The organism is Adlercreutzia murintestinalis (genome assembly GCF_943192905.1).
In the GTDB taxonomy this organism is placed as follows: domain Bacteria; phylum Actinomycetota; class Coriobacteriia; order Coriobacteriales; family Eggerthellaceae; genus Adlercreutzia_A; species Adlercreutzia_A murintestinalis.
Map to the genome: position 1 here is coordinate 1 of NZ_CALPCC010000006.1, position 23242 is coordinate 23242.

General features: G+C 59.3%; 20 protein-coding genes. 2 read left to right on the forward strand and 18 right to left on the reverse strand.

Annotation, left to right across the window (positions count from 1 at the left end; all coding sequences use genetic code 11):
* From NFR19_RS02745 to NFR19_RS02800, 12 genes are all read right to left on the reverse strand, one after another.
* On the reverse strand, positions 1–141 hold a 141-nt coding region (locus NFR19_RS02745; protein ID WP_251212344.1), incomplete at its 3' end, for a DNA-directed RNA polymerase subunit omega.
* An 11-nt stretch (positions 142–152) separates the two neighbouring features.
* Complete coding sequence (gene gmk, locus NFR19_RS02750; protein WP_251212253.1) at positions 153–722, reverse strand: guanylate kinase; 570 nt, start codon at positions 720–722, stop codon at positions 153–155.
* A 3-nt stretch (positions 723–725) separates the two neighbouring features.
* Positions 726–1460: an orotidine-5'-phosphate decarboxylase gene (pyrF, locus tag NFR19_RS02755; protein ID WP_251212254.1), complete on the reverse strand. Its 735-nt coding sequence runs from the start codon at positions 1458–1460 to the stop codon at positions 726–728.
* Positions 1454–2362 (reverse strand): dihydroorotate dehydrogenase, encoded by a 909-nt coding sequence (locus tag NFR19_RS02760; protein ID WP_251212255.1) that lies wholly within the window; start codon positions 2360–2362, stop codon positions 1454–1456. Before NFR19_RS02760 ends, pyrF begins: the two co-directional genes overlap by 7 nt.
* Complete coding sequence (locus tag NFR19_RS02765) at positions 2356–3153, reverse strand: dihydroorotate dehydrogenase electron transfer subunit (RefSeq protein WP_251212256.1); 798 nt, start codon at positions 3151–3153, stop codon at positions 2356–2358. Before NFR19_RS02765 ends, NFR19_RS02760 begins: the two co-directional genes overlap by 7 nt.
* On the reverse strand, positions 3140–6382 hold the full coding sequence (carB, locus tag NFR19_RS02770) for a carbamoyl-phosphate synthase large subunit (RefSeq protein WP_251212257.1): 3243 nt from the start codon (positions 6380–6382) through the stop codon (positions 3140–3142). The genes NFR19_RS02765 and carB overlap by 14 nt, the downstream gene beginning before the upstream one ends.
* Positions 6383–6388: 6 nt before the next feature.
* On the reverse strand, positions 6389–7720 hold the full coding sequence (gene carA, locus NFR19_RS02775) for a glutamine-hydrolyzing carbamoyl-phosphate synthase small subunit (RefSeq protein ID WP_251212258.1): 1332 nt from the start codon (positions 7718–7720) through the stop codon (positions 6389–6391).
* The gene (locus NFR19_RS02780) at positions 7713–9005 is read right to left on the reverse strand and encodes a dihydroorotase (protein WP_251212259.1); all 1293 of its coding nucleotides are present in this window, start codon (positions 9003–9005) and stop codon (positions 7713–7715) included. The genes carA and NFR19_RS02780 overlap by 8 nt, the downstream gene beginning before the upstream one ends.
* Positions 8989–9933 (reverse strand): aspartate carbamoyltransferase catalytic subunit, encoded by a 945-nt coding sequence (locus NFR19_RS02785; RefSeq protein WP_251212260.1) that lies wholly within the window; start codon positions 9931–9933, stop codon positions 8989–8991. The genes NFR19_RS02780 and NFR19_RS02785 overlap by 17 nt, the downstream gene beginning before the upstream one ends.
* Positions 9934–10530 carry a bifunctional pyr operon transcriptional regulator/uracil phosphoribosyltransferase PyrR gene (gene pyrR / locus NFR19_RS02790; protein ID WP_251212261.1) on the reverse strand — a complete coding sequence of 199 codons (597 nt, stop codon included), beginning with the start codon at positions 10528–10530 and terminating at the stop codon, positions 9934–9936.
* A gap of 139 nt (positions 10531–10669) precedes the next feature.
* On the reverse strand, positions 10670–13543 hold the full coding sequence (locus NFR19_RS02795; RefSeq protein ID WP_251212262.1) for a hypothetical protein: 2874 nt from the start codon (positions 13541–13543) through the stop codon (positions 10670–10672).
* A gap of 123 nt (positions 13544–13666) precedes the next feature.
* Positions 13667–15040, reverse strand: a complete 1374-nt coding sequence (locus NFR19_RS02800; RefSeq protein ID WP_251212263.1) for a DUF8451 domain-containing protein — start codon at positions 15038–15040, stop codon at positions 13667–13669.
* Positions 15041–15345: 305 nt separating this feature from the next.
* Between NFR19_RS02800 and NFR19_RS02805 the strand changes: the two genes are divergently transcribed.
* Complete coding sequence (locus NFR19_RS02805) at positions 15346–15948, forward strand: carbonic anhydrase (RefSeq protein WP_251212264.1); 603 nt, start codon at positions 15346–15348, stop codon at positions 15946–15948.
* Here the strand turns inward: NFR19_RS02805 and NFR19_RS02810 are convergent.
* Together NFR19_RS02810 and NFR19_RS02815 are read right to left on the reverse strand one after the other, a co-directional pair.
* On the reverse strand, positions 15945–16667 hold the full coding sequence (locus NFR19_RS02810) for an SOS response-associated peptidase family protein (protein ID WP_349665502.1): 723 nt from the start codon (positions 16665–16667) through the stop codon (positions 15945–15947). The two genes, NFR19_RS02805 and NFR19_RS02810, sit on opposite strands and share 4 nt — an antisense overlap.
* An 89-nt stretch (positions 16668–16756) precedes the next feature.
* Positions 16757–17698 (reverse strand): HipA domain-containing protein, encoded by a 942-nt coding sequence (locus NFR19_RS02815; protein WP_251212266.1) that lies wholly within the window; start codon positions 17696–17698, stop codon positions 16757–16759.
* A gap of 130 nt (positions 17699–17828) precedes the next feature.
* Here NFR19_RS02815 and NFR19_RS02820 point away from each other — a divergent pair, with 130 nt between their 5' ends.
* Positions 17829–18371 carry a flavodoxin family protein gene (locus NFR19_RS02820; RefSeq protein WP_251212267.1) on the forward strand — a complete coding sequence of 181 codons (543 nt, stop codon included), beginning with the start codon at positions 17829–17831 and terminating at the stop codon, positions 18369–18371.
* Between the two features lie 120 nt (positions 18372–18491).
* On the opposite strand, the gene NFR19_RS02825 is transcribed toward NFR19_RS02820, so the two are convergent.
* The 4 genes from NFR19_RS02825 to NFR19_RS02840 form a co-directional block, all read right to left on the reverse strand.
* A complete protein-coding gene (locus NFR19_RS02825) occupies positions 18492–19772 on the reverse strand; it encodes an ATP-grasp domain-containing protein (protein WP_251212268.1) in 1281 nt (426 codons plus the stop codon).
* 156 nt (positions 19773–19928) lie between these two features.
* Positions 19929–20468, reverse strand: coding sequence for a rubrerythrin family protein (locus NFR19_RS02830; RefSeq protein WP_251212269.1), 540 nt, complete (start codon positions 20466–20468; stop codon positions 19929–19931).
* A 179-nt stretch (positions 20469–20647) separates the two neighbouring features.
* Positions 20648–21466, reverse strand: a complete 819-nt coding sequence (locus tag NFR19_RS02835; RefSeq protein ID WP_251212270.1) for a hypothetical protein — start codon at positions 21464–21466, stop codon at positions 20648–20650.
* Between the two features lie 85 nt (positions 21467–21551).
* Complete coding sequence (locus NFR19_RS02840; protein ID WP_251212271.1) at positions 21552–23225, reverse strand: AMP-binding protein; 1674 nt, start codon at positions 23223–23225, stop codon at positions 21552–21554.
* Positions 23226–23242: the final 17 nt, after the last annotated feature.

A 23242-nucleotide genomic window follows, 5' to 3' on the forward strand; every position in this document is an offset into this window, starting at 1 on the left:
CAACGCGATCGCGCGATCGCGTTGACCGCGCATCATATCGTTGATGTCGTGGGCGCGCTTCGATGCCATCGTGCATAGAAGGAAACGGTCGTTGTCAGCGTCTTCCAAAAGCACGTCAATGGGCGGCTCGATAATACTCATGCTCTTCTGCCTCAATCCTTCTCAGCTGATCGGTTGACATATGCTGCAAGCTCAGCAGCCGCAACATCCAAGTCGTCATTCACAAGCACTAAATCATACCCCACTTTACGCGAAAGCTCCACCTCTGCCGTGCGCATGCGACTTGCGATGGAGGCCTCCGTGTTGGTCCCGCGCCCGCGCAGGCGCGCTTCGAGCACTTCGAGCGAAGGCGGAGCGATGAACACCAGCTTGCACGCGGGCATGCGTTCGCGCACCTGATCGGCCCCTTGCACCTCGATCTCTAAGATCACCTGTTCGCCTGCATCCACATGCTGGCGCACCGATGCTAGCGGCGTGCCGTAAAGATTGCCGTCATATTCGGCCCACTCCAAAAAGCCACCCTCGGCGATGCGCTGCTCGAACTCTTCGCGCGTGAGGAAGAAATACTCCCTGCCGTCCACCTCGCCTGCGCGTGGTGCGCGCGTGGTGGCCGACACCGATGCCCACGTATCGGGAACCTCAGCGAGCAATCGGCGTACCAGCGTGCCCTTGCCCGCACCTGACGGACCCGATATGACGAACAAGTTTCCCTTGCGTCCCATCGGTCAGCCCTGCTCAAGTTCGGCCGCGATCGCTCGGAACGCTGCGACCGGATCATCGGCTTCGGTGATGGGACGCCCGACCACGATATGCGAAGCGCCCGCAGCGAACGCAGCAGCAGGCGTGGCAACACGACTTTGATCTCCGAGCGCCGCCCCCGCTGGGCGCACGCCAGGACAGACGATATAGGCATCAGGGCCCATTTGGGCGCGCAGGGCCGCTGCTTCTTGAGGCGAGGCCACCACGCCGGATATGCCCGCTTCAGTCGTCAAGCTCGCGAGGCTTAAGACCTGATCCTGCATGGGACGATCGATGCCGCACTGGTGCAGCGTCGTCTCATCCATGGAAGTGAGCACCGTGATGCCAAGGGTCACCGGTGTCTCGGCGCCATGCGCCGCAGCGCCCTCAATCGCGCCTTCTTGCGCCGCTCGCATCATCGGTACGCCGCCCATCGTATGCATGGTCACCATATCGGCACCCGACTCCGCCGCCGAGCGCGCCGCACCGCGCACCTGATGGGGAATGTCGAAGAACTTCAGATCGAGGAACACCTTGTACCCGCGCTTCTTCAACATCTTGACCAGATCGGTGCCATACGCGTAATACAGCGTCATGCCGATCTTGACCCACGCAGCTTCTCCTGCCAATTCATAGGCGATGGCAATGGCTTTGTCAGCCTCGCAATCCAGCGCAACAATGACCCTCTCGCGCAGACGTTCCTCCTGAAACGACGTCAGCACAGCAGACCTCCTACTAGCTCGTTGACATCCTCTACCCCGTGCTCGCGACAATAGCGCTCGATGCCGCGGACAACATGAATGCTCGCATGTGGATTGGTGAAGTTCGCCGTGCCCACGGCCACCGCCGTCGCACCAGCCAACATGAACTCCACCGCATCCTCGGCAGTGGCGATACCGCCCATGCCAAGGATCGGCACCGAGGTGACCTTGTAGCACTCCCACACCATGCGCAACGCCACCGGCTTGATCGCAGGGCCCGACAAGCCTCCCACGACGCGCGCCAACTTCGGACGGCGGGTGTGGGCATCGATAGCCATGCCGAGCAACGTGTTGATCAGCGAGAGCGCATCCGCGCCCGCCGCTACCGCTGCCTTCGCTATCTCGGTGATATCGGTTACGTTCGGCGTGAGCTTCACGATCAGCGGCTTCAAGGTAGCCTGCCGACAGGTCTCCACCACTTTCGACACCAGAGCAGGGTCGCATCCCATCGTCATGCCGCCCGCATCCACGTTCGGACATGACACGTTCACCTCGTACGCATCGGCTGGCGTATCCTCGAGCGCATAGATGACCTCGCGATATTCCTCGATGCTGTGCCCCGACACGTTCACGATGATGCGGGCCCCCTGTTCGGCAAGCCACGGAAGCTCAACATCTTTCAGGTGCGCCACGCCGGGGTTTTGAAGGCCGATGGAATTCAGCATGCCGCTCGCGGTCTCGGCGATGCGCGGAGCGTCGTTTCCCTCCCAGCCGTGTAACGAGACGCCTTTGGTGGTGACCGCCCCTAAATCGCCCACGTTGACGAAATCGGCGAACTCCATTCCCGCCGCGAAGGTGCCCGATGCGGTGGTCACGGGGTTCTTCATGAACAGCCCGCCCAGATTCACGTTCATGTTCACCATGGCAGCTCCCTGATATCGAATACCGGCCCGTCAACACAGGCGCGCTTCTTGCCTTCAACCGTATCGACCACACAGCTCAGGCATGCGCCTATGCCACATGCCATACGGCGCTCAAGCGATACCTCGCATGGGATGCCGTAGAGCTTCGCCAAGCCTGTAGCGATGCGCATCATAGGCTCAGGACCGCAGGCTGCCACATAATCGTAGCGCTTGCCCGTACGCGCAGCCAGCGCCAAGGCGTCCTCGGCAAGCTCGGTGCAAAAGCCCTGCGCACCCGCGCTGCCATCATCGGTGGTATGCAGCACGCGCAGACCCGGTTTGCGCAGATCGAAGTAGCGGTCAAGGCACACCAGGCAATCGGCGGTGGCCGCTCCGAGCACCACGTCAACATCGGCGCCTTTATCGAGCAGCTGGTTGCACAGCATATACAGCGGCGCCGCTCCCACACCGCCTCCTATCAGCAGCGCGCGACGCGCGTTGTAGGGTGGGCTCCATCCGCGACCCACCGGTGCCACCACGGCCGTTCGCGTGCCTGCCTGCCATTTCGTCATCTCGAAGGTGCCGCTGCCCACCACCTGGTACAGCACGTCGATCAGCTCGGTGCGAGCATCGACCGCATACACCGAGAACGGACGCCGCAGCACATGGGCCGGATTCGTGGAGATCATCATGTGCACGAATTGACCGGGCTGAATCTCGAGCGCGCAGCGGGGCGCCTTGAGCGTCATCAGGTACAGACCCGGCCCCAGCTTCTGATTCGCCGTTACGGTCGCTATCTCATCGAAGAGCATCCTGATCCTCCTTCCAATGCGGCATATCTTGCAAGCAGACGGCCTCGAGCGACCCCGCGCGAAGCGCCTCCATGCCCGCCACCATGGCCTGCGCTGCCGCGATGGTGGTCACGCAGGTGACTCCGTGCCGGATCGCGGCCGCACGCAGCTCGTAGCCGTCATCGCGCGTCGCTGAGCCCATGGGCGTGTTCACCAGCAAGGTTATCTCACCGCATGCGATGCGATTCGTAACAGCATCTGACCCTTCGTATATCTTACCCACCTCTTCGCAAACGATGCCGCCCGCGCGCAGCGCACGAGCCGTGCCGCTCGTTGCCACTAAAGAGAAGCCCGATCGCTTGAGGTCGCGCGCGATGGGAAGCACGCTGCGCTTGTCACGGTCGTTCACCGATATGAAGGCACAGCCCCCATCAGGCACCGCGTAATCGATGGCCATCTGGGTCTTCATGTAGGCAGTCGGGAAATCCCGTGCGATGCCCATCACTTCCCCGGTGGACTTCATCTCAGGGCCGAGCACCACATCCGCTCCCGGGAAGCGACCCCACGGCATGACGGCTTCCTTCACGAAGAAATAGCCCTGATCGTGCATCTCGTCGGGCAAGCCCATGTCCGCGAGCTTCTCTCCTGCCATCACGCGCGCCGCTATCTTGGCCAGAGGCACGCCCGTTGCCTTCGACACGAACGGCACCGTGCGACTCGCCCGTGGGTTCGCTTCGATCACATATACGACCCCATCTTTGATGGCGAACTGAATGTTGAGCAACCCTACCACGCCAAGCTCCAGCGCTAGCATACGTGCGATATCGCGCAGACGCTGCTGGATAGCCTCGGGCAGCGCGAACGGCGGGATGCAGCAGGCCGAGTCGCCCGAATGGATGCCCGCCATCTCGATATGCTCGAGGATGCCGCCGATATAGACCGTCTCCCCATCGCAGAGCGCATCGAGGTCAAGCTCCACCGCGCCTTCCAAGAACCGATCGAGATACACCGGATGATGGGGTGATATGCGCGCTGCCTCGCCCATGAAGCGCTCGAGCTGGACGCTGTCGTAGACGATGGCCATGCCGCGTCCGCCCAGCACGTAGCTTGGGCGCACGAGCAATGGAAACCCGATGCGGTCGGCTACCTGCAACGCCTCTTGGTAGGTCTCTGCCATACCCGCAGGCGGATACGAGATAGCGAGCCGGTCGAGCATCGCCGCGAAGCGGTCGCGATCCTCCGCCAAGTCGATCGCCTCAGGTGCGGTGCCCATGATGGGCACCCCGGCTGCCTGCAAGCGTCCCGCAAGCTTCAAAGGCGTCTGGCCACCCAGCGTCACGATGACGCCGCACGGCTGCTCCGCATCAACGATATCCATGACATCTTCGAACGTCAGCGGCTCGAAGTAGAGCTTATCGGAGGTGTCGTAGTCGGTGGAGACCGTCTCAGGGTTACAGTTCACCATGATGGTCTCGAAACCACGCTGGCTGAGCGCATAGCTGGCATGCACGCAGCAATAATCGAACTCGATGCCCTGACCGATGCGGTTAGGCCCAGCGCCCAAGATCATCACACGCGGCGAATCGCTCCGGGTGACCTCGGTGGTGTCAGCATCGTAGGTCTTGTAGAGATAATCGGTATGGCTGGCAAACTCCGCTGCGCAGGTGTCAACGGTCTTGAAGGCCGGGATGACCCCGAGCGCTTTGCGCCGTGCCCGCACCTCAGCTTCCATAGCCCTCGTTGCGCGTGCGATCTCAGCATCGGAGATACCGAAGCGCTTGAGGGTCGCCATCGCATCCACATCCACCTCATCGATGCGCATGCGGGAAAGCGCACTGCCCACCGCTGCCATATCCGCCATCCGAGCAACGAAGAACGGATCGATACCGGTAAGAGCGCATACCTCGTCTTGGCTCAAACCGCATGCGAGCGCCTCCATCACCGCGAATATGCGCTCGGGCGTGGGGCGCGCGATAGCCTGCTTCAGCTCATCGAGCGTAGGTGCCGCTTCCCTCTCTTCTGGCAGTGCGCCAGCACGGCCATCCTCAAGCGAACGGAGCGCCTTGCCAAACGCCTCTTCAAACGTGCGCCCGATCGCCATCACTTCGCCCACCGCCTTCATGCGCGTGGACAAGGTGTCATCAGCACCCTGGAACTTCTCAAACGCGAAGCGCGGCACCTTCACCACGCAGTAATCGATAGCGGGCTCGAAGCAGGCTGGTGTCGCTTGGGTGATGTCATTGGTGATCTCGTCAAGGGTATAACCGACGGCCAGTTTCGCCGCCACCTTCGCAATGGGGAATCCGGTCGCCTTCGATGCCAGCGCCGATGAGCGCGACACGCGCGGGTTCATCTCGATGACGATCATGCGCCCGCTTCTCGGATCGACCGCGAACTGCACATTGGAACCACCGGTCTCAACGCCAATGCGCTCCAAGATGGCAAGAGAGGCCACGCGCATGCGCTGGTACTCGATATCGGAGAGCGTCTGCGCCGGCGCCACCGTGATGGAGTCTCCGGTATGGACGCCCATAGGATCGAGATTTTCGATGGAGCACACGATGATGCCGTTTCCGGCGCTGTCGCGCATCACCTCCATCTCGTATTCCTTCCACCCTTCGATGGACTCTTCCACCAACACCTCGCCTACCGGGGAAAGCTCGATGCCTTGAGCGACGATACGGCGCAGTTCGTCTTCGTCGTGAGCGATGCCACCGCCAGCGCCGCCAAGCGTGAACGAAGGCCGCAGCACCACCGGAAAACCGATCTTACGGGCAAGGGACTCAGCATCAGCCACCGAATAGGCATAGCCGCCACGCGCCGTTTCGATCCCCAGCTCTTCCATGCACTCGTTGAAAGCCTTGCGATCCTCGCCACGCTGGATAGCCGCCAGATCGCAGCCGATCATCTGCACCCCGAAGCGCGCGAGCACGCCCGATTCCGCCAGCTCCACCGCCGCATTGAGCGCCGTTTGCCCTCCGAGCGTGGGCAGAAGCGCATCCGGACGCTCCCGCTCGATCACCCGCGTGATGGATTCGGCCGTAATGGGCTCGATATAGGTACGCGCCGCCAGATTGGGGTCGGTCATGATGGTGGCTGGATTAGAATTCACCAGCACCACACGATATCCATCCTGCGCAAGCGCCTTGCACGCCTGTGCGCCTGAATAATCGAACTCGCACGCCTGTCCGATCACGATCGGACCGCTGCCGATCACCAGGATGGTCTCGATATCATTGCGTCTCGGCATGGACCCTCACCTCTGCTCCGCGAAACGCCAGCCAGCCAAGCGGTCGCAGGCGATATCAATGTTCAAATAGTCCCGATCCCCTGCCATCAGACGCATGAACGCGCTGAACAGATAATGCGCATCCGTCGGCCCGGGCGCTGCCTCAGGATGGTATTGCACGCTGAACGCGGGCACATCCAGAAACGCCATGCCCTCCGGCGTACCATCGTTGAGATTCACATGGGTCAGCTGGATGCGGCCGAAGCGCTCGTTGGCAACGACCGGTGCCACACCGCGGCGCACCCATGCGCGCAGATCGTCCTCATGGGCCGACACGCCACCCGATTCCTCAGCGATCAGCGGCCCCAAGCTTGAGAAAACCGGGCCGAAGCCATGGTTTTGCGCCGTTACCTCCACACGCCCGCTCAGCAGATTCATCACAGGATGATTGCCGCCGCGATGTCCGTATTTCAGCTTCTCGATGCGCGCACCAGCAGCTTTCGAGAGCATCTGGTGCCCGAGACAGATGCCGAAAAGCGGCACGTGCCCGAGCAACTTCTCAGCCTGCGCGGCAGTCTCTGACACCGCATCGGGGTCCCCCGGGCCATTGGAGAGGAACACCCCATCGGGACGACGCGCGAGCACCTCGTCTGCCGAGGTATCCCATGGCACCGTGACCACCTCGCAGCCGCACCGCACCAGATTCTGCAAAATAGCGTCCTTCACACCACAGTCATAGGCAACCACCGTGTGCTTCGACGGCATCGCATCAGCAAGCGCGAAGGCATGACTTTTCGGCAGGTGCCCATGCTGCTTCGACGCCTCGCTCGATACCGTCCGCACTAGATTCGCGCCCACGAGCGCCTCGGCAGCGCACACCTTCGCGAGCAAGCTCGTTTCATCTGTGTCGAGGGTCGAAAGACCCGCGCGCATGGCCCCCGCCTCGCGGATGTGCCGCACGAGGCTTCGAGTGTCCACGCCTTCGATGGCAACGACGCCCGCAGTGCGCAGAAACTCAGACAGGCTCAGCTCGCTGCGCCAGTGGGAAGGGGTCGCGCACAGATCGCGCACCACCAGCCCCCGAAGCGCAGGCGACTCGTGCTGCACATCGTCAAGACACACCCCATAGTTGCCCACTTGCGGATAGGTAAGGGTGACGATCTGCCCTGCGTAGGACGGATCGGTGATGACCTCGAGATATCCTTCCAGAGACGTGTTGAAGCATACCTCGCCGAACACCTCACCTGGTGCCCCGCACGCAAATCCACGAAACACCATGCCATCCTCGAGCGCCAAAAGCGCTGGTGCGCGCTGTGCCTTCGAGGTGCCCGCAAGAAGCGCCTCGCTCGCGCTACTCAACGATCACACCATCCTTGAGCGTCGCGTAGCCTCCCACGTAGACCTCAGTCGCTCTGCCGACAAGCTCGGCACCGATGAAGCCAGAATTGCCAGCCTTGGATAGGAAATCCGCACGTGCGACCGTCCAAGCGGCATCCGGATCGATGACGGTAAGATCAGCGATGCTACCCGCCTCAAGACGCACGGGCTCTTCGCGCAGGATAGCGCGCGGGCGCACCGCCATCAGGTCGACCATGCGGCCGTAATCGATAACGCCCGGCTTCACCAGATTGGTCAGCACCAGCGAAAGCGCGGTCTCCAGCCCGATCATGCCGAAGGGCGCCAGCTCGAATTCGCGATCCTTCTCCCAGTCGGTATGAGGCGCATGGTCGGTGACGATGGCATCGACCGTGCCGTCGGCCACCCCTTCGATCAAGGCGCGCGCATCGGCAGCGGTGCGCAGCGGCGGGTTGACCTTGAGCGCTGTTGGGTAGGTGTCGTCGATGTCGTCCTCGGTCAAGAACAGATGATGCGGTGTGACCTCGCAGGTCACGGGCAGTCCTTCAGCCTTCGCATCCCGCACCAGCTGAAGCCCGCGCGCGGTCGTGATGTGCTGGATATGAAGCGGACAGCCCGTCAGGCGGCACAGCGCAATATCGCGCATGATCTCAAGCTCTTCGCCTTCCGCTGGCCATCCGAACATGCCGAGGCGGGTGGAGCACGTACCCTCATTGACCTGACCCTCGCCCACCAGCGAATCATCCTGGCAGTGCGGCATCACCACGCAGTCGAACTGCGAAGCGTACTCCATCACGCGACGCATCATGCCCGCATCCTGCACGCCGTGGCCATCGTCGGTGAACGCCTTGACGCCATGCGCGTGCATATCACCCATCTCAGCCAGGATCTCGCCTTCGAGCCCCTTGGTGCAAGCACCCGAGACGATGACTCGGCACTTGCCCACCTGAGCCGCGCGGGCCTTCACGTATTCCACACCAACCGCGTTATCGATCACCGGTGCAGTGTTCGGCATCGCGCACACTGCCGTGAAGCCGCCATGCGCCGCCGCACGCGTGCCGCTCGCGATATCTTCCTTCTGCTCATAGCCGGGCTCGCGCAGATGCACATGCATATCCACCAGCCCTGGCACGAGCACCTTGCCCGTCAGATCAACGGTCTCGCCCTTCTCCATGGCAAGATCTTGCCCAACCTCCACGATGCGTCCATCGCGCACCAGCACATCGCACACCGTATCGAGTTCCACCTGCGGGTCGATCACCCGCGCGTTCTTAAGCAGTAATGCCATCTTCAGAACCTCCCAACAGCAGATAGAGCGCAGCCATGCGCACGAGAATGCCAGCATAGACCTGGTCTAGGATGACCGAACGGTCCGGATGATCGGCCATGAAGCTATCGAGCTCCACACCGCGGTTGATCGGGCCCGGATGGCAGATGATCGCGTCTGGCTTCATCAGACGATCGCGCTGCTGGGTCAGACCGAACATCATGTTGTACTCGCGCAGGCTGGGAAAGGGAGCACCTTCCATCCGCTCACGCTGCACGCGCAGCATGTAGACCGCATCAAGATCGGGCAACACGCTGTCGAAGTCGCTCGTCACGCTATCGGCGCCGAGCACCTCCACATTCGCCGGGATGAGCGTCGGCGGCGCGATGACGCAAACGTTGGCGCCCATGATCTTGAGCGCTGGAATGAGCGAGCCGCACACGCGCGAATGGCTGATATCCCCCACAACGCCAACGTTCAATCCTTCAAAGGAACCCTTGTGCTCCCAAATGGAATACAGGTCGAGAAGCGCTTGGGTGGGATGCTGGTGCTTGCCGTCACCCGCGTCGATCACATGCACGCCGGAAAGGTCGGCGATCTTGCGCGGCACGCCCGCATGCTTGTCGCGCACGATGATCATGTCGATCTTGTAGGAGCACAAGGTCTCTACCGTGTCGGAGAGGCTCTCGCCTTTCACGCTCGACGTGCTCGAACCGCCGAAGTTCAGACTATTGGCCGACAGGCGCTTCTCGGCGATCTCGAAGCTCGAGCGCGTGCGCGTGGAAGGCTCGTTGAACATGTTGACGATCGTCGCGCCCTTGAGCGTGGGCACCTGCTTGATGCGCCGCTCATTCACTTCCTTGAAGCTCTCGGCGGTCTTCAGCAACTGCATGATCTCGTCTGCCGAATACTCGCTGATGTCAATGAGATGCTTGTGTGGGAATCCCATCTAGGCCACCCCTTCCTTCGCGCCCAGCGGAGCCGCTCCCGCGCGCTGGCCGGGGTCCATGTCCAGAATCTCAACGGCCGACGCGCCGTCAACGTCCTTCAAAAACAGCCGCACGCTCTCATCGGAGGCGGATGGCACGTTCTTGCCCACATAATCAGCACGAATGGGCAGCTCACGGTGACCGCGATCGACGAGCACTGCGAGCTGCACGGACGCCGGACGCCCGATATCCATCAGCGCATCGAGCGCCGCGCGGATGGTGCGGCCCGTATAGAGCACGTCATCAACGAGCACCACCGTCATGCCGTCGATGTCGAAGGGGATGTCGGTGCCGAGCACCTCAGGCGCGAAATGCGTCATGAAATCGTCGCGATAGAAGCTGATGTCGAGCTTGCCGAGCGGCAGCCGCACGCCCTCTATCTGCTCGATCTTGTCTTGAAGGCGCTTCGCTAGGATATCGCCGCGGGTCACGATGCCCACGAGCGCCAAGCCCTGCGCGCCATGGTTCGCTTCGAGGATCTGATGAGCCATACGCGTGAGCGCACGGTCAATATCCTCTTCATTCATGCAGGTGGTTTTGACGAGAGGTCCGCTCATACACACTCCTTACCGGGTAGTGCGCACAGATGGACCGAGATAAGGTGCTGCAAGCAGCTCGCGTACCTTGTCGGTCTCTCTGTACCGCTTTTAAAGGTCGCTTAGCAGTATGACATGAACCTCTCGTCTACGTAACCCCCTAGATTGGTAAATCTGAGATCGCTTCGTCTTCGCGCGTCCGACGCAGCCACCTGATCGCCGCCGTGCTCGCTGCCGCAGCAGCCATGAGCGCCACGATGCTCATGACCATCACGATGCTCACGTCGTCGTTGGTCTGGGAAAGCTGTCGCCTCGACACGTCAGTGCGAGCACCCTGCGAAGGGCTGCCGCTCTCGATGGTGCGTGACAATGCTTTCATCTGCGTGATGGGCGTTGCGGCAGGGCTGTTCGGCCCAACGACAGGCTTGGTGGGCTTCTGCGCGCCCGCGTCATTCGGATCATCGGATGCATCCGGATCCCGCGAATCGTCAGGGTTTGTTGGTTGTTGCGGATCATCGGGATCCGTTGGCTCGTGCGAATCGTCCGGGGTGTCCGGTTTGTGAGAATCGTCCGGTGTCGGGGTGGTTGTGTCACCCGGTCCGGTGGGCACATCGGGATTCTCAGGCTCATCGGGATTCGTCGGATCCTTCGGGTCGTCCGGCACATCTGGGTTTTCAGTATCACCCGGATCGGTTCCCGGCAATGGCGCGCGCGGCGAGAACGCCATCAGAAGCGTGGTACGGAACACCTCTGGCTCTTGATCGGCGTACTCGAACGAGAACAGGTCATCCTCCATCTCTTTGATGTGGAAGGTGTCGCTCATGCTACCGGTGTTCTCGTTTTTCACGAAGTATTCGAACGTCTCTGCTACCGGCACCTCTTCGAAGGTTGCAAACCCCTCGGATGCTGTTCGGCGTTCGGAGAGTCCTTCGTCGATATAGAGACCGTAATCGTCTTCGTCGGGCACCTCGATCTGGATGTTCACCGTCGGCTCGGTCGGCTCAGGGTCGTCATCGTCAGCACCTGGACCCGACGGCTGATCGGGATCGACCGGATCGGTGGGGTCGGTCGGGTCAGTCGGATCGGTCGGGTCAGTGTCATCACCGTCGTCACCATCTCCACCGCTGATGCCTGGCGGCAGCGGAGAGAGCGGCGGCCAGTCGTCGTCGATGTCGATATCACCGTCACCATCCGGGTAGACCGTCATGCTGTAGTTCGCAACGCCACTGCGACCGAACGGCACCTTATGGAACTCCCCGTTGCCCTGGATGACCTGGTCAGCCACGATCAGCGCGGGTGATGAGCTATCCGGATTGAACGTGCCATGAGGCACCAGGAACGTGCCTTTGATCGTGCGCGAGGTGGCCACGGCGCCTTGGTAGGGCTCCCCGTGCTCATCGACGAAGTTCCAAAGCACTTTGCTCGCGAAGCGATCCCATGTTTGCCCATCGCTGAGATTATGCGAACCGAGCATCAGCGTATCGGGGCTGATCGTGAACCGCGAGGTTGATGCGGGCACGGTCACATTGAGTATCGCGTTGTCGCGGTCGTCATAGTCAATGGAGAGGCGCTTGCCGCCCGCAAGATCGTCAGCGCTCAGATGATAGACCGCATATCCATTACCAGAAGCCGCCTGAGCGAGCCGCTTCGAGAGGCGCGCGGCGTTATCGAGCATCCAATCGATGTCGATGATCTCGTCGAACTCGTCTTCGGTGACCGTCTCCAGCGTCAAGCTGCGGCCAGGATAGGTATCCTCGGTGGTCACGATATGATCGCTGATGGGATTCTTCCCGTTCAGCATCGTACAGGTGATGTGCTTGGCGTAATTGACGTTCTCGGTCGCCATGATAGCTCCAGGCTCCACCCCCAGATCGGGCGTGATGATCTCCGCATCCTCGCCAGCGGTGGAGATGCGATACACATCCGCCGAAGTGAACGCGGTCTTGCTGATCCGGAACACGTATTCCGCACACCCCCACGCATCAGCTTCAAGCTCCACGTGCTCGACCACCTCGCCGGTGTGAGCGTTAGAGAGCGTGAGCATGATAGGGGTGCCTTCTTCCTTATCGGACTCAACGTAGACTTGAATCCCCATCTCGCTGACCGCCTCGGTCACCGCTGAGGTGATGCCGATCTCGCCGTGGCCCGAGAGGTGCTTGGTCGCGATGTTGCCCTCCATGTCTCCTTTAATCTGCAAGGAGTTCGCCACGACCGCGAAATGCGTGGAATCGCCGAGCAGATCAAGAACCTCACCGGTGCCCAAAGGAGCGCTTCCCACAGGTGCGAGCTCAGCGCGATAGCGATCGGCGCCCTGATCGGTCACCATGAAGCGATGCTGGAACCCATAGACGCTGCCCGGCGCTTTTGGCTCGAACCAGTTCTGATCGAAACGGCCTGGATTGTTCTGATGTTCGCTGAGCCCGTTATTCTTGTAGGCGAGCAAGAAGAGATGATATCCGGAAAGGTCCTCGATCGCCTCTCCCGTGGAAAAGACCGTCTTCGGAATGCTGAGGCAGCCACGACCATGCGCATCGCCCACCGCATCGAAAACGGCGGTTGCCGTGTGTCCCTCCATGAACGGTTCCCACGCTGAGGGCTTTGCGAAGACCATCGGCACCGTGGCGCCTGCAAACGATGGCCCGAGATCGTAATCGATCACGATCTCGCTGGCGTCCGTCTCACCGAGCGGATCGGGTGTCTCGGACTCATTGGCTGGAGCGACCCCTGAAGACGCCTCGGTCGATCCTGTCGTCGGAGGGGTATCGACTGGCTCTGTCGCCACAGGTGCGGTCGTAGACGTGTCGGTCGATACGGTAGCCGAAGATGTACTGGTCGATTCGGCGGCCGACGATGCATCCGTCGATGCAGCAGCCGAAGACGTATCGGTCGATACGGCCGTTGAAGACGTACCGGCAGATACAGCAGTTGATAATGCGTGTGCAGGTGTCATCGAAAGCGCCAGAGCGCATGCGAGCACCACTGAGATACCTGTAACGATAGCAGGATGCATCGTCACCCGTTGCTTATTCCTCATAGTATTCATTTGTTCGTCCCGTCTTGTAGGGCAAGGTCTATCCCTATTCATCCTTGCCCAGGTCTGTAAGGCGCAATTTCCCGAAAGCTCGCATCCGGCAAGCTCCCTTGCGCATGCTCGGCACTATCTGAGTGCGAGCGTGTAATAGGTGCTACGTCCACCTCCTTCAGTGGTGATCAGCCCATCGGAGACAAGCGTGGCCACGATGGATTTCGCTTTGGTCGATCCGATCCCTAAGATGCTTTCCACATCAGCGCGGCGAATGCGGCGCTGGGAGCGGAACAGTTCGAGCACTGATCGGCAATCCTCGTCGGCAGCACGCGCAATGGCGGCATCGATCGCCCCGTCATCTTCTCCAAGCTGTCCACGCGGAGCAGCAGCATGATGCGCGCTCTGCGCAGTGACATGTACATCCCTATCCTCACCGCCCAGCGTGGCCGCAAAGAGGCTCACGCTCTGCGGAGTTGGGGTGAGCTCCGACCGATCAACCCGATCGGTATCCGTGAGATGCGCAGGCGCTCCCGCTATCGATGGCGGACTCTCGCCTGAGACATACAGAGACGCATTCGCATGCTCGCGCTGTCCGTCAGATGCGCTCCGTCCTCTTCCCGCGCTCACCGGCGCGCCGTCCCAAAGCGCGCGGCTTGCAGCAAGAGAAACGGTGAGCACTGTCCGATCGGGTTCGCTCTGTTGCGAGATGATCGGCTCAGGGAGGCCCATCTGCACTAGGGTGCGCTTTATGAGCGGAAGCCCCGTACCGGCTGCCTTGCAAACACCGATGAGCGCGAACATCTTCATGAGCGTTGGGTTGCGCGGATCGGCAATGCCGCCGTCAAAGGCAGTCCCGCTTCGTATGCGAAGGCGCCCAGGATTCGCGTACTCGATGCGATCGGAGCGCTGCGTGACGACCACATGCCGTCGACCGGCGTAGTCAGCATGCGCTAACGCGTTCGCCAGCCCTTCGCGCACCGCATCGCCCAAAGCGCAATTCGCGTTCGCTGGAGCGCGGCCCAAGGGCGGCCCGACCCCGTCAGCGTTTGCGACAATTCGATCGGACACGCGCGACCAGAAATCGAATACGCAACCGCTCCACCGTCCATCGTTCGACACGATGCGCGTTTCGGTCTCGCCCGTATCCGTTTCTTTGCGATAATCGAGCACATACCCTGGGAACACCATCGCTATTTCATGTTCATAACCAAACATGAGCAGTCCCGCTCTTGTCGGGTGCAACCGTCCTGTCCCCGGTGACCGAGAGGCGGCGTTCAGTCGGACAAGGAAGTCTTCCTGCGACAAAGCAAGCCAAGGATGGTCCACATTGTGCGCCGCAAACTCATCTCGATAGGCAGCAAGAGCGCTACCGCAGAGCGCATCTAACGAGAGCGCCTCTACAGGAAGAGCATCGCCGAGCATAGGAAGACGAGCTGTTGCAGGTCCGGGGGGACCAGCCGGAGGGCCGGTCGGTGCGCCTCGGTACCGATCGTCTATGACGACCATTTCCATCACCTCTTGTATTCGGCGAACAGGGACAGCCCCTGTTCGCACTGATTGATGGTAAAGACGGTATCACATATCGGTCGTATTCAGTCGCAGAGAATGTAGTATTCAGTCTTAATCGGTCAATAATTCATAGTATTCGGACATTTTCAGTCGTATTCGCGACACTATTCGGTCTTAATCGGTCTATTTCCTTCCCTATTCAGTCCTATTCGGACGCATTATAAATTCCTCATTCGATGCGTTATTTCATTGCAACCATTTCAGGTACCATGAGTTGCACCAACGTACGAACAGGAATACCTATGCAGAATTTCTACACCGCAGATGATTTCGACATCGATGCGCACGTATCAGCAGATGAGGCTTTGGTGCAGCTGCGCACAGGCAACCGCATCTATGTGGAGGCGCTCGACCATAAGCGCGATCTTTCACCTGAGCGCATACGGGAGCTCTTCGAGCGCGGTCAAAAGCCCTTCGCTACGGTGATCACGTGCTCAGATTCGCGGGTAGTGCCCGAACATATCTTCATGGCGGGTCTTGGCGAACTATTCGTGATCCGTGTGGCGGGCAACGTGATCGGCGACCTTGAAGCCGCGAGCGCAGTGTATGCGTGCAAGCACCTGCATACACGCCTGCTCTTGGTGCTCGGTCATACCCATTGTGGCGCGATCAGGGCAGCACTCGATGGCGAAGGAGGCTCGGTCGCTTCCCTCACCGAACGCATCCGTGATGCTATCGGCGCTGTTACCGATCCGTACGAAGCAAGCGTTCTGAACACCCGTACAGCCATGCGAGAGCTCTCTGAACAGCCCGACTTAGCTACGCTATCCGCAAAGGGCGCTCTGACCATCGCGGGTGCCATCTACCACACGCACTGCGGCGTGGTAGATTTCCTCGAGCGCTAGAGACCCCCCAGGGTCAACTGTTGCCCCGGATACGTTTCTGGCAGCACTTCCAAGCGAACCGACGAACGGTCGGCAAGGTTCTGAAAATCGGGGCCGAACCACAGACGTACCTCATTCGGTCGCACAATAAGCGGCATGCGATGATGTATGGGTGCCATATCTACATTCGGTTCGGTCGTTATCATGCTGAATCGGTCGTTCTGCCAAATGCCACCGATCAGCATGCTACCGCCGTCCGAAAGAGTGAACTCATAGTGCTGTTTGATCGGTCGACCGGTTTTCGGACTTGAAACGGTTTCGGTATCGGACGTCTCGAAGAATGACCGGCACGGAATGAGGCAGCGCCGATGAAGCATCGAGTCGCACCAGAGCGGTTTTGTAGCACCATCGAGGCGCGTGTTGAATACGAGTTGCCTCGGTGCCCAAGGAGCCTCGTAGCCCCAGATGAGCTCACGCGCTTCGAGCGAACCTTCGCCTATGCGCTCCGGGCACGCCGTATCAAAACGCGCGGTGATGATGGGGGCTGTGACCCCAGGATGTGCACTGATCGGTCGCGCGGGCCACTCTGGCAACAGATGGTCATGAGGCCCCGCTTCGATCCGATGCACGATATCCAGCACTTCATCGTACATGCATATGATGAACGTTCCACACATAGCAACGATGATACGCCAAACCACACGTAAAGAAGCAGATGCGAACAAGACGGCAAGATACATCCAGATCAACGAGTTGATTTCTGCACTATCGTATCCTGCCAGCGAGCTCAAATTGCTCCACCGATATCTTTAAGGTCGCCAATAAAGGCCTAACGCTTTTGTCGTTCATACAGCGGCAGAATACCCTTTTCAAAGCGCTGCTGGATGAGTCGCTTATGAGATGCTCGAACAGGATCGCTCATAAGAATATGTCCATAGGCTTCTTCCGGAATATCATCAATGATCGCGTTGATCGTTTCCAAGTCCATGGCTTCCGCGATACGGGTTATCGCCGCGGCAAGATCGGGATTATTGGTCGATGCCATGTAATCGAACGAGTTGATAGCATGAGCGCCACCTTCACTATCGATCAGGCGATAGCACGAAACATTGGTACCAAATGCATCCTGCGTTTGAAGTTCGCCATCATCTAAACGCTCAGCGGTCACCGAAGAAGCTCTCTTGCTAAAAAGCGAGCTGCCTAAATCGTACACGGGCGCAAGTTCATACGTCATAGGAGCTGTCATCAAGAAGCCCCAATTCCCGTTGTTGCGATCCGGATTCTTGATGAGAGCGTCAACAACGAACATATCCCAAAACCGCTCTTTAGCATCATTGATACCGAGCATAAAAGGTATCAATTCCACTGTCGCTAAGACATCGCTGAGCAGTATAACCTCTCCGTCAGAGGGAGCCGAAGAAAACCCTTCATCCTCATCGGAAAGAGCATTCTTGATCTCCTTGAACTCGAATAGCCGCTTATCGGGATACGTGAAATCTTTGCAAGCACACACGATCTTGCCGTTGCGATAGCCTAATTGCGTTTCATGAGCAGGAATACCGAGCGACGCATATATGCGCGATCCAATATGCTCCGAGATGGGGCTTGAAGTGTACGAGGGAAGATGGCGTCCTTGAAGATCGCGTGTCGTGCGAGGATACTTGGCGATCCATGGCTCTCCTTCAATAAGAATGCCCTCTTTCTGGCCCGCCCGGCCACCATAGAACAAGCCACTCAAGGGGCAACTCTGCAAATCAATGACCTTATTCATCTTGTATCCCTCCCTCCAAGTAATAGAAATCAAATTCTATCACGGACCTCAAATCAAGCTCGCATACTCCACCGCTACGCTGACAAGCGTTACACTTGTTGAAATGCCTGAAACAGGATAGGAGTACGCCATGAGCAAGAAGATCCTTGTTGTTCATTGCAGCCCACGCACGAATGGGAATTCCAGCATGCTCGCGGATGAATTCATCAAAGGCGCCGCACAGGCGGGCAACCAAGTTGAATGTATCGACGTCGGATGTGCTCACATCGCCGGCTGCATGGCATGTGAATACTGTTTCAAACACGACGGCCGATGCGTACAGCAAGATGACATGCAGCAGTTCTACCCACTGCTACGCGAATACGACGTGCTGGTATGGGCCACCCCTCTGTACTTCTACAACTTCCCGGCGCAGCTGCGCGCATTTCAAGACCGCATGTTCTGCCAGATCGGCAAGCCGTTCACCATCAAGCAAACTGCACTTTTGCTGTGTTTTGAAGATAGTGATATGGCACGCGCTGAGCCTACGGTTGCCAGTTATCGCGTCTGTGCTGACTACTGCAAATTGGAGAACCTCGGTGAGGTACTGGTGAACAACGTATACGAGAAGGGCGCGATCGAAGGCAATCCAGGACTTCAAGCCGCGTTTGATCTTGGTGCAAGCATCTCTTAAGACGTATCGAATAAAAGTCTTTCAATAGCCAGATATGGCTTCATGGCTGACGATACGCCATTGAAGTCTCGCGTGAGTCCCATTCATGGGATACGCAAGAATGCAAATTGCGCTATTCGACTAAAGCGAAAGACGAATAGCGCTCGGATCGTGCTGTACCGCCGCGAAGAGCGCTTCCTCTGGGATTTCTGCGGGCATTTCCGCCTGCCCTGACCGCTCAGCAGGCACAGCAGGCGAACTCGGCGCATCGCTCGGCTCAGAGATGAACCCGCGCAAATCATCATGCAGCAAAAAATCAAGTTCAGGGCTCTCGGGCGAATCAGCGCGCACGAACAAGAATCCATAGCTGCCGATCTTGTTCACATCGAAACGATGGAACCCGCGTACATCGCTGAAGCGTGCTGCGAACCCGTCATAGTCGAACTTTTCCGTACCGTCGGTGCCCACAGGCGGGTTCAACAGCGACATGGTGTACACCGCATCCGTCCCATCCCCCTCATACGCATGCGCATCCGGCAGATCATCTTCAAGATACGCCTGATATGTCTTGAAGCCGAACGCATACTGCGATACATCCGTACCACCAAGCCCCGCGAAGCGAAGCGGATTGAACTCGATAGGACTTACGTGATCCCCATCTACGCGCACCTCCACATGCACCGGGAAATCACGCACCCCGATGATCTCGTTCACCTGGTCAAGCCACGCCTGAAACACCGGTGCCATCGCATGATAGATGGCAGGCCCGCACGTGTACAGACGATCGCTCGTATCTTCTGGCCCCGCAAAATCGTGTTTCAACACGTTCAGCACCTGCGCGTGCCCCTCCGCGTCGAAGAACGCATCGATTGCGTATTCCTGCCCCTCGATATAACCTTCTATGATGAAACGCTGCGCATCCACCACGCTGTCCGGATACATCCGCTGCCATCGCGTGGCATCCTGCGCGATGTCGGCCAGTGCTGCATCCCACTCGGCGCGGCTACCGATCACATAGACCCCCATGCTGCAAAAGCCCACCGTAGGCTTCAACACCACTCGCTCAGGCAGCTCATCGAAATCCACTGCTGCCAGATCGTCGGCGCTCAGCTCACGGAAGAACACGTCTTCATCAAGCGCCGCCAACATGCGCCGCATTTCCAGCTTGTCCTTGAACAGCTCGATGCCGCGTTTCAGCCCCTCAGCCTGCGTGTTATCGGTAAGCCATGCCAGCGCATTCTCGGAGTTCGTGTACACACGTTGGCCGCCATCGACCAGCGCTCGCGCCTCCGCATCATCCACCAGATTCAACGCACGCCCCTCCAGGCTTCGCGCAAAATCGTTCGCCAACACGGGATGCTGCGATTCCTCCAACCACTCAAGCAGCATGTCAGATGCATACGGCGCGTCTACGATGACCATCTTCTACCTCCGCTTTCGTTGTCTCGCGCTCAAGCAAAACCTTGCGATACATACTCTCATGCGGCATCATAAGATGTGCATGCAACATGAAGAACCTGGCACAACTATACGACGCCTCACCGTTCTAGCTGGCGTTGAATCCAAGAGAAGCAGGGCTTAGTAATTCGTCGCACGAATCTCGAAGTGCCCTTGCGGGTGCGCGCATACCGGACACACCTCGGGTGCCTCAGTGCCGATGTGCAGATGCCCGCATACGGTGCAATACCATACCTGTACCTCTTTGCGCCTGAACACCGCACCGTTATTGATGCGATCCATCAATACCTGGAAGCGCTCGCCATGGCTCTTCTCGATAGCTGCAAGCCCCTCGAAAAGATCGGCCACCTCATCAAAACCCTCGTCGCGCGCTACCTTGGCATATGCTGGATAATTGCCATCCCACTCTTCCAGTTCAGACGCAAAGGCGGCTTTCAGATTTTCAAGCGTAGGCGGCACGCCGCCATCATGCAGACGCTTGAACAGCAGTTTGCCATGGTGCAACTCGTTCGCGGCTGTCTCATTGAATATCTCACTAATCTGCGTGTAGCCATCCTTGGCAGCCTGTTGACCGTAATAAGTGTACTCAACATAGGCCAACGCTTCTTGATTGAGCGCCGCTTCCATGTTCTGCCACGTTTGGGATTCCTTGATGTTCATAAGAGGCCTCCTTGTGCGTCTCGCATACAATGGCACGAGTATAGAAAAGGTTTCAGTCTCGAAGAGCAGCAGCACCCATCGGTTGCGCACGTGTTACCCGTACGACCTGCACGAAGGCAGCGAACTATCGGTGCGATACAAGAACTGCCCTTCGCCGCCAAGAATTCCACAGACAAACGCTACACGCTCGCAAGCCGCTGCTGCGCCTTCGCCACCAGCGCGAGCCTGTTTCCATGATCCACCACAAACGCAAGCGAACGACGCTCAGCAGCCGCATCACCCAGCTGATAATAAGCACGCGCCTCAGCCCAGGCCGCCTCCACGCGAATGCGCATCGGATACGCATCGCTCGCGCGAATCGCCTCATCGAGCCGAGCCGCATCCTCAGCATGACCGCTTTCGCGCACCCGCATGATCTTCTCCTGGCTTTCCAGGAATGCCCTCAGCTCAACCGCAACCGGCCCCGCATCTCCAGATACCAACGCCAACCCCTGTCCAACGAGCGCCAACGCCTCTTCGGTGCCGTCCAGCTTATCCGCGAGCGGAATGAGGTTCACCAAAATTCCCGCTTTCTGCTGTGGTTTTTTCACTGCCTGAATGCTTTGGCGCAGCCCCTGCTCGATGAGGCGCGCTTGGTCTACCTTGCCCTCCTCGAGCAGCGCTTGCGCATAGTAAGCCATATACCACGCGCCCGCCGCACGACACGGAAAGGACACCGCTTCGGCCACCTCCTTGCCCTGAGCGATCAGCGCCTCAGGGTCGCACGCGTCGTTATAGAGCGCCAAAAGACCGTTCGTGCGCGTCTCGGCCACCCGCTCCATGATGTTGAAACCCAACACCATGGACACCATGAAAAGCGCGAGCAAAACCGCCAGGCCACCGAGCGTGGACGCCATGATAGAACCCGTTACCATCGGATAGACGGTCGATACCACCACCGAGGGCAACACGCCAATGATGCATGCGATGATCGAGTACTTCTTGAAATACGGCAGCATGGCTCACGCTCCTTGATCTGGGCCACTGCATCGGCGCTCAGCGGGGCCCCTGTCTTGATTCGGAAAGAACCTCACACCACATGCGCTAGTCAACGACCCCGTCGTTGGTACGTATCAGCTTACGCTTGATCTTGCCGCCGATGGTCTTGGGCAGCTCATCTGTGAACTCGACGATACGCGGATACTTGTAGGGTGCCGTGGTGCGCTTCACGTGCTCCTGCAGCTCGCGCACCAACTCATCAGAGGGCTCATATCCTTTCGCCAGCACGATGGTGGCCTTCACCACCTTGCCGCGGATGGGATCGGGCGCCGCCGTGACCGCGCACTCCACCACCGCCGGGTGCTCCACCAGCGCGCTTTCCACCTCGAAGGGCCCGATGCGATAGCCTGAGCACTTGATCACGTCATCATTGCGCCCCACGAAGAAGCAGTAGCCGTCAGAGTCGCGCCACGCCATATCGTGCAGGTTGTAATGGTCGCCGCCGACAGCTTCCTCCGTAGCCTCGTCGTTGCCGTAATAGCCCACGAACAAGCCCGGCGGGTACGCCTCGCGCAAACCTGTCACGCAGATAGCACCCTCTTCGCCTTCAGGCACCTCAGCACCCTCATCATCCAGCAGTTTCACGTTCAGGAGCGGCGATGGCTTGCCCATGCTGCCCGGACGCGGCTCGATCCACGGGAACGTGGCCAAAAGCACCGGACCTTCGGTCTGCCCGAAGCCCTCGCGGATCTTCTTGCCCGTTAGACGCTCCCACGCCAGCGTCACCTCAGCGTTCAACGGCTCGCCCGCTGTGGCGAAGTTCTCGATGCTCGACAGGTCATAGGCCGCTACATCCTCTTGCAGCATGAACCGGTACATCGTGGGCGGTGCGCAGAACGTGGTCAGCGCATGATCCTGCATCACCTGCAACAGCTTCGCGGGTACGAACTTGTCCATGTCGTAGGTGAAGATGCTGGCACCTGCGAGCCACTGGCCGTATATCTTGCCCCAGCCGAACTTGGCCCAACCCGAATCGGTCACGCTCATGTGCAGCTTGTCCTCGCGGACCTGCTGCCAATACTTCGCGGTGATGATGTGCCCGAGCGGATGCGCGAAATTGTGCATGACCGCTTTAGGGTTGCCCGTAGTGCCGCTCGTGAAATAGATGAGCATGATATCGTCGCTCTTCACACCATCCTCACCGGTCGGTCGCGCGAATTCATCGGATTCGCCCGCGATCAGCTCGTCAAACGGCAGCCATCCATCGCGCTCGCCCGCCACGATGATCGTATCCTTGATGGAGGGCGCATCGGGTAGCGCTTCTTCCACCTGGCCGAGAACGTACTCGTCAGCTACGCACACCATTGCCTTCACATCGGCGCTGTTGGCGCGATACACGATGTCCTTCTTAGTGAGCTGCAGCGATGCCGGGATGATGGTCGCACCCAGCTTCGCCAGCGCCACCGCCACCACCCAGTACTCCCAGCGGCGGCGCAGGATGCACATGACCACATCCCCCTTGCCGATGCCCAAACGCCGCAGCGCGTTCGCTGTCTGATTCGAGAGCTTCGCAATGTCTGTGAAGGTGAACGTGCGCTCTTCGCCCGCATCGTCGATCCAGAGCATCGCGCGTTTTCCCGGCTCCACGCGCGCCCACTCGTCCACCACGTCAAATCCGAAGTTGAACGCCTCGGGCACGTCGATTCGGAAGTTATCGCGAAAATCCTCGTACGAGTCGAATTCGATGCGAGGAAGGTACTTCTTCAGAATATGGTCCATCGTTGTTCGCTCTTATC